Consider the following 12,344-nt stretch of genomic DNA (forward strand, 5'->3'; position numbering starts at 1 on the left):
CTTTCTTTGTCAGGGAGTGCCATAACTGGCGACGATACGGCCGCCAATGACGTTAAAGCGACTGCCGCAATAAACGCTCATTTCCTCGCTGTCTTCATCTTACTCACGAGTGAGATCGACATATCGATCTTGTGGATTTGCTGACGAAGTGGTGCGCAGTTAGGGTAGGCTTCTTGAAGTCTATGCTTCAATTCCCCGAGCATATCGACAATACCAGAACTTGATTTTGCTCTCTCGAACGCTGGTGCGTCGTCATCTACTTCGTGATAATAGACATCGAAAAATTCGGGTCCCTCCAACTGACCGCGACCGATTTCGATAGACATCCAGTCTTCCAGGGTCGAACGAACAGAGTTCATCCTCCGATAAACGCCGTAGGGGCGGTGAGCCGACCGAAGGATCGATTTGATGATGCGACCGGCTTGGATATGGCCATCGACAGGCATCGCCGCGGCAGGCCGACGTCGATTTTCACCCATATTATAGCTGTAGGGGAGCGTTGTCTTTGTCGGCATGGGATAGATCATACCGCGGCAGCGCGCACGCTTTTGGTCCAACGGTGTCGTTGCCATTGGGCTGATGAACGTTTCCCATGACGGCGCTGATTCCCCGGTCCAGTCCTCTTCGAGGAATGGGGATGGCATCGCGTTGATCTTTGCTACCAACGCGTCAATGTCATAGCCGGTGCGGCCATCGGTAGCCACGTAGAGGTCGCAGCGGCTCGGGTAATACATGCCTTCCCATTGAGTCTTAACAACCCGCCAGTCTGTACGATCGGACCAGTCAGCACGCTTGGCTTCGTCCGGCACACCGCTGTAAGGTTCATCGATTAAAATGAACTGGCCACTTACTGGATCTACCCAATCGGTCGTATGATCGCTGTCCGGAAGCTGGTCATCGGCCTGGCCGTTCGGATATGCCTTGCGAAAATCGCGCGACGGACGAAGACCTGTCCGCTCCATGAAGCGAAGTGAACGCTCAGCCGTCGAAAGGCGTTCGCGTGCAAAGGATTGGGAGCCTGCAATAGCGTCGCAGACAAAATGGTCAGGGGCAACCATCCGAAGGTTTCCAAAGCCACGCAAATCTTTAAGCATGGATTTGTCGCAGATGTCGAGAATCGGTTTTTCCAGCAAGATCGTCAGCGTTTCGCGTCCAACCTCAAAGCGTTTGTCTTTGTCGCACCAGTAAATTGTCAATAAGACGTAAGGCTTTTTTGCTCTTGATCCATTGCTTGGAAGGGTGCGCAACGCATTCTTGAAGTTTGTGCAATTCGCAGCTTTTGCGGCAATCTCAAGCGCTTGGGAATACTTGATGCCTTCCTGCTTGCGATACTGGGCGGCGAGGCTCTTGACGCCTTCGATTGTCGTGGGACGAATATCACCAATCAACATAGCGGTTCTCCTGGCTTGTAAGTAAAGCGTCACTCGCCAACCGCCTTTCAAGCCGGATCGCTGTTGAAAGGTATTGATAATTTCATCGTAGCAGCGCTGCCAGCAGCTTCGGAACGGCGAGTGCCATGCTCATGCCAAGAGCAGCATCAATATATGCGAAAGAACGATTCCTTTCAACGGCGACTCACATCGAATATCTTTCCGGCCTGAGCTGGGGAGCTCGCTTCATATTATGGTGCATGCACCGGGATGCGCGCCGTGGAAAAAGCTTGCCGCTCAAGATATCACCCGAAATCGAGACGATCTCGCGCGCTGCCAAATTGTTCAACGGCTCGCCCGTGACGCTCGCACCACCGCCGGTAAGTCCCAGGCTAAGTCAATGTCTTGCGGTTGACTCCCTGTTGAGAATAGAACAAAAAGGGAACGTTAGCGAAGAATAATAAAGGAGCCAAGACCGTTGCGGCACGAAACCCCCATTGATGATCTGCGTGCCGCGATCAGCCGCATTGAGGGAAGGGCGGCCCGTAGCAAGACCGTGCTGCCATTTGGAATCGAGCTGATGGACCGCCGGCTCCCCGGTGGCGGGCTTGCGCTGGGCGCACTCCATGAAGTGGCGGGCGGCGGTAATGGTGCGCTTGACGGCGCGGCCAGTGCTCTCTTTGCTGCTGGAGTATCCGCGCGCACCAAGGGCAAGGTGCTGTGGTGCGTAACGACGCCTGACCTCTTCGCACCCGCGGTGGCGCAAGCAGGGCTTGGCGCGGACCGGGTCATTTATGTCGAGGCCGGGGATGACAAGACGGTGCTCGCCTGCATGGAGGAGGCATTGCGTCATGGCGCGCTCGGCGCCGTGGTCGGCGAGGTCGCGAAATTGTCTATGACCGCCTCGCGCCGTCTCCAACTCGCGGCAGAGGGAACTGGCTCGATCGGCATCGCGCTCCGTCGCTGGCGCCGGCAGGCGGAAGCGATGGATTTCGGCCAGCCGACGGCGGCCATGACACGGTGGCGCGTCTCCGTCCTGCCATCCAGCCCGCTTCCGGTGCCTGGCGTCGGACGTGCGCGCTGGCTTGTTGAACTCATCCGCGCTCGGGCGGGTGAAAGTGCGGATTTCGAATTGGAGGCTTGCGATGCCGCGGGTCGTCTCGCTGTACCTGCCGAGCTGGTCCACCGACCGGCTGCGGCGGAAGGCTGGCGACGCGGCGCCTCCGGTTGAGGCGCCGCTCGTCCTGATTACACGGGAGCGGAGCAGACGGGTGGTGTGGGCGGCGGATGCCGCGGCACTGGCTGTCGGCATCCGCGTGGGCATGCAGGCGACCAAGGCCCAGGTCCTCGTTCCCGGCCTCATCATGATGGACGCCGATCCGGTCGCCGATTCCGACGGCTTGGACCGGCTGGCATTCTGGATGTTGCGCTTCGCGCCCGTGGTCGCGGCCGATGCACCTGATGGTATCGTGCTTGAGACTACGGGGGCCGATCACCTCCATGGCGGCGAAGAGGCGATGCTGGAGGGACTGATCGGTCGACTGGCCATGTCGGGGATCACCGCCCGCGCAGCGATCGCCGATACCTGGGCGGCTGCCCATGCGCTCGCACGCTATCACGCGACGTCGATCGTCATTGCATCCCCCGAACACGATGCGTCTGTTGCGGCCGGGCTGCCGCTGGAAGCCTTACGGATCATGCCGGCCGTGGCGGAGGGCCTGCGCAAACTCGGCTTTCGGACCATTGGCGATCTCCTCGACCAGCCGCGCGCGCCGCTGACCTTACGCTTCGGTCGTGACCTCGCCCGCCGGATCGAGCAGATGCAGGGAACGCTGGCGGAGCCTATCGAGCCCGTCCGTCCGGCCGATGTCATCGAAGTCCGTCGGGCCTTCGCCGAGCCGATCGGCGCGGCAGAGACGATCGCGCGCTATATCGGCAAGCTGGTCATCCAACTCTGCGCGCTGCTGGAGGAGCATGGCCTGGGTGCTCGGCGTCTTGACCTCATCTGTCAGCGTGTCGATAGCCGTGCTCAAGCGGTGCGCGTGGGCATGGCAGCACCCGTCCGCGATACGAAGCGGCTGACCCGGCTGCTGTGCGACAAGATCGAAACCATCTCGCCAGGCTTCGGCATTGAGGTGATGACGCTCGCAGCGACCGTCGTCGAACCGCTGGAGCACAAGCAGTCGATCAGTTCGCTGATTGAAGAGAGCACGCCCGACATCACCGGCTTGATCGACGTGCTGATGAACCGGGTAGGGGAGCGCGCCATCTATCGCCTCGCCCCGGTCGCCACCGATGTGCCCGAGCGGTCGGTCATGCGCGTTGCTGCCATGGCGCCGGAGAGCGGTGCCGGTTGGCCAGGACACTGGCCACGGCCCTCGCGCCTGTTGTCCCGGCCCGAGCCGGTGGAAACGGTGGCGCTGCTTCCCGATCATCCTCCCGCCTCTTTCACCTGGCGCGGCATTCGCCGGCGCGTGAAGCGTGCCGACGGGCCGGAACGGGTCTTCGGCGAATGGTGGCTGCGCGATGCCGAGATGGTCGCCGTGCGCGATTATTTTCAATGTGAGGACGAGGCCGGGGAGCGTTACTGGCTCTACCGGGCTGGTGACGGAGAGCATGCCGAGACGGGCTCCCATCGCTGGTTCCTGCATGGGGTGTTCGGATGAGCGCGCCCGCCTATGCCGAGCTTCAGGTCACGTCGCATTTCTCGTTTCTGCGCGGTGCATCGTCGGCGGAGGAACTGTTTGCCGAAGCCGCGAGACTCGGCATTGAGGCGCTGGCAATCGTCGACCGCAACAGTCTAGCGGGGATCGTTCGCGCCCACGAAGCCGCCAAGGCCGTCGGCATCCGTTTGGTGATCGGCTGTCGTCTCGATCTCGTCGATGGCACCAGCGTTCTCGTCTATCCGACGGACCGGCCCGCTTATGCGCGCCTCTGTCGTCTGCTGACCCTGGGCAAGGGCAGGGCCGGAAAGGGAAACTGCCGTCTCGAATGGGCCGATCTCGTGGCGCATGGAGGGGGCATCATCGTTGTGCTCGTCCCGGACCTGGCCGATGATGAGACCGCTCTTCGTCTTCGCCGTCTCCGCGAGGGGTTTGGCGATCGCAGCTATATGGCGCTGACGCTTCGTCGCCGCCCCAACGACCAGCTCCGTCTCCACAATCTCTCCAACCTCGCCGCTCAGATGCGAGTGGCGACGGTGGTGACGAACGACGTGCTGTTTCACGAGCCGGGCAGGCGGATCTTGCAGGATGTCGTTACCTGCATCCGTCATACCGTCACCATCGATGAACTCGGCGATCGGCGGGAGCGTCATGCCGACCGCTATCTGAAACCGCCGGAAGAGATGCACCGGCTGTTCGCGCGCTATCCGCACGCGCTCGCCGCCACGCGGGAGATCGTCCGGCGCTGCCGTTTCTCGCTCGATGAACTGGCCTATCAATATCCCGAGGAGCGCGACGATCCCCGGCTCACGCCGCAGGAAACGCTGGCGCAGTTGACCTGGGAGGGGGCTGCCCAGCGCTATCCCGAAGGTCTTCCCGACAGTGTGAAGGCGACGCTCGACCATGAACTGGCGCTGATCGAGAAGCTGGAATATGCCCCCTATTTCTTGACCGTCCATTCGATCGTCCGGTTCGCGCGCTCACGCGATATTCTCTGTCAGGAGAGGGGATCGGCGGCCAATTCCGCCGTCTGCTATGTGCTGGGGATCACCAGCATCGATCCAGGCAGTAACGACCTTCTGTTCGAGCGCTTCGTCAGCGAGGAGCGGCGCGAGCCCCCGGATATCGATGTGGATTTCGAGCATGAGCGGCGCGAGATCGTCATGCAGTGGGTGTTCGAGACCTATGGCCGCGATCATGCCGCCCTGTGCTCCACCGTCATCCGCTACCGCGCCAAGGGCGCGCTGCGCGATGTCGGCAAAGCGCTCGGGCTGCCGGAGGACCTGATCGGCACCCTGTCGTCGCAGCTTTGGTCATGGTCGGAGGAGGGCGTCGAGCAGAAGCATGTCCAGGAGCTCAACCTCAATTTGGCGGATAGACGTCTGAGGCTGACGCTCGACCTGGCCCGTCAGCTCATGGGCGCGCCGCGGCATATGTCCCAGCACCCTGGCGGCTTCGTGCTGACCCATGATCGGCTCGACGACCTGGTGCCGATCGAGCCCGCGGCAATGGCCGACCGCCAAGTGATCGAATGGGACAAGGACGACATCGACTCCTTGAAATTCATGAAGGTCGATCTGCTGGCGCTGGGCATGCTGACCTGCATGAAGAAGGGGCTCGATCTCCTGGCCGACCATAAGGGCATCGCTCTCGATCTTGCGACCATCCCGGCCGAGGACCCCCGCACCTATGCGATGATCCGCAAGGCCGACACGCTCGGCACGTTTCAGATCGAGAGTCGGGCACAGATGTCGATGCTCCCGCGGCTGAAGCCCAGGACTTATTACGATCTCGTCGTGCAGGTTGCGATCGTGCGACCGGGTCCGATCCAAGGGGACATGGTTCATCCCTATCTCCGCCGGCGTGAAGGGCTGGAGGAGGTACATTACCCCAAGCCGAAACTGGAGAAGGTTCTAGGCAAGACCTTAGGCGTGCCCCTGTTCCAGGAACAGGCGATGCGCGTCGCCATCGAATGTGCAGGCTTCACCCCCGGCGAAGCGGATATGCTGCGCAAATCCATGGCGACCTTCAAGTTCACCGGCGGCGTCTCGAAGTTTAAGGACAAGCTGGTCGCCGGGATGGTTGCCAACGGATACGAACCGGATTTTGCCGAACGCACGTTCAAACAGCTCGAAGGGTTCGGCTCCTATGGCTTTCCCGAATCCCATGCCGCTTCCTTCGCGTTGATCGCCTATGCCTCGGCCTGGCTCAAATGCTGGCACCCGGATGTGTTCTGCGCCGCGTTGCTCAACAGCCAGCCAATGGGGTTCTATGCGCCTGCCCAGATCGTCCGCGACGCCCGCGATCATGGAGTCGAGGTTCGACCGATCTGCGCCAATGCCTCGCGATGGGACTGCACGTTGGAGCCGACGCAGGACGAGGCGCGCTTTGCCGTGCGGCTGGGCCTGCGCATGGTCAAAGGCCTGTCCAATGCCCATGCCGCGCGGCTCGTCGCAGTACGGGCAGGGGGCGCGTTCACCTCGATCGACGATCTCTGGCAGCGGGCCGGTGTCCCCGTCGTGGCCCTCACCCAGATCGCGGAGGCCGACGGCTTCCACCCCTGTTTCCGGCTTGCGCGCCGCGAGGCGCTCTGGGCGCTGAAGGGATTGCGGGACGAACCCCTGCCGCTCTTCGCGGCGGCATCAGCGCGAGAAGCCCGGACGGTCCATGAACTTGCCGAGCCGGATGTCGCGCTCCGTCCGCTGACGGCCGGCGGCGAGGTGGTCGAAGACTATCGCCATTCGGGCCTATCCTTGCGCGACCATCCCGTGACCTTTTTGCGGGCAGATCTCCGCAGACGGAGGATCGTCACCTGTCGCGAAGCGATGGAAGCCCGCGACGGACGATGGGTGGAGGCAGCAGGTCTGGTGCTGGTGCGGCAGCGCCCTGGCTCCGCCAAGGGAGTGATGTTCATCACAATGGAAGACGAGAGCGGCATCGCCAATCTCGTGGTCTGGCCGAAGATCTTCGAGGCCAATCGCCGGACCATTCTCTCGGCCGGAATGATCGCCGTGCGTGGCCGTGTGCAGCGGGAAGGGGAGGTCGTTCATCTGGTCGCCCAGCGCCTGACCGATCTTTCCGCGGAACTGGCCAGCGTCGGCGAACGCGGCGGTGCGTTTCCCTTGCCTCATGGGCGCGGCGACGAGTTCCATCACGGCTCGCCGGCACCAGATCCTCGTAGCGAGCCGCCAAAGGGGCTCGGGACGAGGGACATTTATATCCGGGACCTGCACCTTGACACGATCAAGGTGAAGACAAGGGATTTTCGGTAACTTCGAGAGGGGCACAACTCTTCTAGGAGACTTCTCCAAGAAGCCATCCCGGCAAAGATGATTGATTGGCGTGCCTCCACGTTCTCATAGGTCAATGCAAGAGCAATCGGCAAGCGATCGAGTAACTCGTGATGGCCGAAGCTGGGGCATTCCTGCCGTTCCGGGAGGATATTCGAACGGCTGCTACTGTCAGAAGCCGACATTCAGCAGATCCCTCATCGGCATCGCAGGTCGGAAGAAAATGGGCCGGTAGTGGAAAGGCCGCTCTCGTCTCCGTAAGCGCGATAGCGGCCATGGAGCAGCTAACTTGTAGTCGGCTTCTCTATGGCTCGAAGCTCGCTGTCTGCCTTACGCCCTGACAGAGTAAAAATCACACTGGCTGTTTGCGAATTGATCAGCCCGTCAGACGACTTCCAGCTTTTGAATTTCCATAAGCCCTCGCTCCACCAAGCGGTCGATTAGATCGAGCGATCTGGTTCGCCTTTGGGGATGCTCAATATTTGACGCATAGAGCTTAAGCACCATTTCACCTATCTGGTGCAACTCATAGGCCCGCGGGTCTCGGTCTCCTTCTGTACGTACTTTGAGCGTTTCTTCCAGTAACTTAAGCACCAACTCGTCGAGTCCGGACGGAGCATGCTCGAGCCGATGTAGGAAATAGGTTCGGTCGGTCTCAAAGTATCTGGATGCAACGTAGGCTTTGAACAGCTCGGAATGTGCGGCGATGTCCGAGGTCTTCATCCGGCGAAAACAGTCGGCTGCTTCGTGCCGCACGATCTTGTCCTCATCGTCAAACAGCCGGATCAGCCAGTCGGTACATGTCGTACCAAAGCGCGCGCATTCGAAATTGGCGGCGGCCACGGCTGCGGCTGCCGAGCGGTATTCCGCATTCGTACCTATCAGATTCTCGGCGAGCGAGAGCCACTCCGGATCATCAAGGCATCGCTGGAAAACAGCCAGGGCGGCAAATCCACGCGCAAGCGGGTCGTCGTTGATTAGATAAAGATTGATAAGTTGCGCGAAGCCAGCAAGATCAAGATCGGCGATCCAGCCTACGATCTGCTGGCCATTGTTGGTGTAAAACGCTTCGGGGCAGACGCGCGCGGTGCGCAGTACCCAGTCGACGCCTTTTTTGCCTTCATGCTTGAGAGCGCTCATCAGCAGGCCCCCTAGTGCTGATTGAACATGCGCCGCAGCTGGCGCGCCGATGATTGAGTCGATCGCCGGCCGATAATTCTCGAAAGTCTCTTTCGACTCCCAGCACAAGCTGCCGAGCATCTCGAGCGCCGAACCGCGCGCCGAGTTGATCGCCTTTCCGTTGAGATCACCACCGAGGGTGAAGGCACGTTTCCAGTCAGGCTCTTTCTCGCGCACGCCGTGCTTGATATCACCAACGCCCGTGCTGTCATCGTCACCGGTGGCAACCCCCAGCAGCAGTGCCTCGGCACGCGGACCAAGCGGCCCCACGCTTGCCCGGATCATCCAGATTAACGAACGGTTGTCCGGTCTTGCCGCCTGATTCGTATCAATGGTCTCCAGCACCTGCTCGATCAAGTCAGTATCAGGCTTGGCCTCGGCGATCCCAGTAGTGATCCCCCATGCGAAATCCTGATGCGTTCCGTTAGGGAAGCGCTCGAGCAATTTGAGAAAGCGCTCGGGCGCCTCTTTGGCTCGCTCCCTAAGTTCTCGCGATAACTCCATCGCCCCGCCACGCAATCCGTCCTCACCCCAGGATCGCTGTTCGTGAGGGGCGCTAAACCTAGCGATCGCTTTTAGCCATGCAGCATCGTTCATAAACTTCGTGCGCTCACCATCGATCGGCGAGCGGACCATCCCACCGCGAATACCGTCGGGCTGCTCAGGCTTTTGGCCCGCGAACTTACGGTTCAGCTCGGCGAGCCGCTTCGCAGCACGCGGCGATAGTTGATCCGCCCTGATCTGCAGCAGCACCGACCATTGGCGTTTCCCCGAGTCATTTAGGCAGTAGGTCGCATATCTCTTGGTCTTAGGCTGAGAGCGAGGCTTGCCCAACTCGTTAGCTTCCCGTGCAAGTGCGCGCCGGGCGTATTCGATCTCAGGTTGGAGGCCGAGAATTACCGCTTCCGCGCAGTCGCGTTCCCTTTTCGTCAGCCAAGGCATCACTGCGGAAATCGCACGGCCAGCCGAGTGCGCGTCAGCACCGTACCAGCCCGCCTTGAACAGTCCAGGATTGCTGAACTGCTCGACCAGCAGGTCACGCAGCGCTTCAGGGTTCGCTGCGACAGTCTCAAGCATTAAGTGCAGGCTGGTGATATAGGCCTCGGGCTCCATCGCACGAAGTAACCGCATCGCCGCTTGCGGGGCGTCACGCGCGACCTCCGCCAGCGCCGCCCGCACGACGTCGAGAAGATCGACAGAGCGCACATCGGTTCGGTCCCAACGCCGCCAATCCCAGATGCTATCAGTGGCGGGCCGGTCCTCGCCTTCAACCGAACGTCCCATCGCCAAGTGCATGAACGGCAGTAGATGTTCGAGGAAGGCTAGCGGCTCGGCTTTGGCGAGTTCGCTCAGCCAATGCATTGACTTTCCGCCATCCTCGTAGCGTTGCTTGAACGGATGACCTTCGGGATTGAGGCGAAACCAGCGCCCTAACTGTGCGCCAAAAATCCTTGCGGCCTCCTGCGGAGCGAGTTTTATCCAAGATCCGTAATAATTGTCCCAGTCATTGTCTCCACTTTCCCAGTCCTCGGGCACCGCGCGATCGAGCGCGGCGATCAGGCTATCGGCGAGCGGTTGCGGATCGGCCTTGGGTTCAATGAAACGCAGGGTTCCGAAAACATCGCGCAGACGATCGGGCCGGCGTTCGAGAAAACCGTTTATCAGCTTTGAAACCTCGTTCGGCGCGAGTGACGCGACCGAGCGCAGGAAGCCCAGCGCCCAGTTGAGATCGTCGCCTTCGCTTTCAAGCCAACCATCGAGCAAGCGCTGGGCGTGCAGCAGATCGAACCAGGGCCTGCGCCCGAAAATCACGTTGCCGGCCTTAATCGGCAATCCGTCGCGCTCGGCATAAAGCCCCACCATCTCCCATTCCGCGAGCGTCGGGTCAGGGATTGTCGCCAGCCAGCGCACAATCGTCTCGCGAATATGCGGACGCACGCGCGCATCGCTTAGAATCGCACCTAGATCGGCAAGATAGGAGGCCCGCTCGAGCTCGCGCTCGAAAGCGAGGATCTGGCGCGTCTGGGTACGGCGGAACAGGGTCTGCTCACTTGCTAGCAGAAAGTCGATCAGCGGCTTACGCTCTCGCACGAAAGCGCGCGCATGAAGATAGTCGAACAAGGTTTCATGAATAAATCCGACCCGCTGGCCGCGCACAACGATCAGTCCTGCGCGCTGGAGGATATCGATCGCATTCGCATAAGCATCGAGCGTGGCCACCGGGGCTACGAGTTCCTGTCGGTCGCTCATCCCCGCAGCGAGCGCGGTCAAGGGCGCATAGATGCTCCAGCCGGGCCGGAAATCGCGCTGGATTTCCTGGTCGCGCGCCAAGAGCAGGCGGCTATACAGCTCGGAGAGATGCTCAACGCGGCGCAGGTCGCTAATCCCACTTTGCGCGAGTGCTGCGGCGAGCGTCAGGCCGATCGGCAGCGCGAGCAGAGCCATCAGTCGCGCATTGTCCGCGTCGTGCAGAATGCCAAGCCGCGAGAGTACCGGATCAATTTCGACGCGTTCGAACGGCCCTACGTCCACCCGCACATTACCTTTGGTCTCAGCTATCTCGCGATACGCCTGATCGTTTTCGAGGTCGAAGGTGCGGCACGCGAAGACCAGTTGCACGCGGGGATAGAGGGCGGCCTTACGAACTAGTTCGAGTACGACACGGCGCAGCTCTGCAATTCGTCCCGAGACTTCGCTGACCGCGTCGGCCTGATCGACGATCAGCACCGCGCGCTTGTTGGCGGCGAGCTGTTCGAGGATCACCACCGGATTGTCTGCGGTGCCGACGGTCTGCGCGCCCAGTTCGTCGAGCGTTGATACGGCGCCAGCTTGGTCGACTCGGAATGCGAGATGCAACGTGCCATCGCTGCGCAACCGATCAATCACATCGGCAATGATCGCCGACTTACCAATGCCCGCGGTGCCCGCGACGAGCACGACGCCCGCGGCAGCCTGCAGCCCGCCAAGCACGTCGCGCACGGCGGTGCGCTCGATCCGGTAGAGGCCAGCGCCGAGCGGCGGATAAGAGCCGACATAGCTCGACGTCGCGTCGCGGATACGTCCAGGCAGTGCACGATCGAGCTCATATTGCTTGGTCTCGATCCCTGCGCTGCGGACAAAGGCAATGACGTCGTCATAGCCAAGCGGCCGGTTAAAGTTGCGCTCCTCCTCAAGCCAAGCGCGAAACTGTGCCGCGATGGTATTTGAATCACCCCTGAACCAGTAGGTGAGGCGCGACCGCAGGATGTCGGCGAGGTCGGGCTCGGACAAAGTGCGGAATTCGGTCTGCCCGAGGAAGCGGAACGCATCAGCGGCCTGGCCCCCTATCCGCTCTTTCAACAGGCACCAATACTGCGTTTCAGTTTTCGATAGGCTAGCCTCGAACGCCTCGAGGCTGTGCGTTGCGGGCAGCTTGTCCTGAAGTAGCTTCAGCTGCGGCGAGGGATCGCTCGATATGAACAGGCAACGCGCGCCATCAACGCCGGCCTTGGCGCGGAACGCCGTCAACACGCCCGCAGCGTCGAGACTGGCGATCGACCAAGTACCAGAAGCGGTCTGCCGTTTGCACTGGTGCCATTCTGTGCCGCTCGCCCGCGTGATCGAGAATTCGAATCCTTGTTCGTCATCGCCGAGCGCCTCGACCGTGACCGCCTGGATCGAACCGTCCAAAAGCCCGAGCAACTGGTGTGTCAGCCAGCGCGCTTCGAAACGGTTCCCAACCTTATCGGCAATTCCACCTCTATGCACTCACGCGATCCTCGAACTTATAAACCTCGACATATGAAACGAACATAGAGCGAACATAGCACCTAGGCGAGATCATTCTGGTCTAAGATGTCTGC

The 12,344-nt window shown here is 60.9% G+C and carries 5 protein-coding genes; 3 read left to right on the forward strand and 2 right to left on the reverse strand.

From position 1 onward, the window contains the following. Positions 1–77: 77 nt before the first annotated feature. Positions 78–1,391 (reverse strand): DUF5623 domain-containing protein, encoded by a 1,314-nt coding sequence (locus QZ869_RS11650; RefSeq protein WP_296104778.1) that lies wholly within the window; start codon positions 1,389–1,391, stop codon positions 78–80. A gap of 457 nt (positions 1,392–1,848) precedes the next feature. Here QZ869_RS11650 and QZ869_RS11655 point away from each other — a divergent pair, with 457 nt between their 5' ends. From QZ869_RS11655 to QZ869_RS11665, 3 genes are read left to right on the forward strand one after another with little or no spacing between them, the layout of a single operon-like run. Beyond that, positions 1,849–2,601, forward strand: coding sequence for an ImuA family protein (locus QZ869_RS11655; RefSeq protein ID WP_296104781.1), 753 nt, complete (start codon positions 1,849–1,851; stop codon positions 2,599–2,601). Beyond that, on the forward strand, positions 2,516–4,036 hold the full coding sequence (locus tag QZ869_RS11660) for a DNA polymerase Y family protein (protein ID WP_296104784.1): 1,521 nt from the start codon (positions 2,516–2,518) through the stop codon (positions 4,034–4,036). Before QZ869_RS11655 ends, QZ869_RS11660 begins: the two co-directional genes overlap by 86 nt. Continuing rightward, positions 4,033–7,305: an error-prone DNA polymerase gene (locus QZ869_RS11665; protein ID WP_296104786.1), complete on the forward strand. Its 3,273-nt coding sequence runs from the start codon at positions 4,033–4,035 to the stop codon at positions 7,303–7,305. The genes QZ869_RS11660 and QZ869_RS11665 overlap by 4 nt, the downstream gene beginning before the upstream one ends. A gap of 402 nt (positions 7,306–7,707) precedes the next feature. On the opposite strand, the gene QZ869_RS11670 is transcribed toward QZ869_RS11665, so the two are convergent. Further along, on the reverse strand, positions 7,708–12,249 hold the full coding sequence (locus tag QZ869_RS11670) for a hypothetical protein (protein WP_296104789.1): 4,542 nt from the start codon (positions 12,247–12,249) through the stop codon (positions 7,708–7,710). Positions 12,250–12,344 lie beyond the last annotated feature (95 nt).

It is taken from the genome of uncultured Agrobacterium sp., from assembly GCF_913777885.1.
GTDB lineage: Bacteria > Pseudomonadota > Alphaproteobacteria > Rhizobiales > Rhizobiaceae > Agrobacterium.

What these genes read in the sequence shown, in the direction of transcription:
- QZ869_RS11650 (WP_296104778.1), bottom strand. Translation starts at nt 1,391, where the DNA reads ATGTTGATTGGTGATATTCGTCCCACGACAATCGAAGGCGTCAAGAGC.
- QZ869_RS11665 (WP_296104786.1), top strand. Translation starts at nt 4,033, where the DNA reads ATGAGCGCGCCCGCCTATGCCGAGCTTCAGGTCACGTCGCATTTCTCG.
- QZ869_RS11660 (WP_296104784.1), top strand. Translation starts at nt 2,516, where the DNA reads ATGCCGCGGGTCGTCTCGCTGTACCTGCCGAGCTGGTCCACCGACCGG.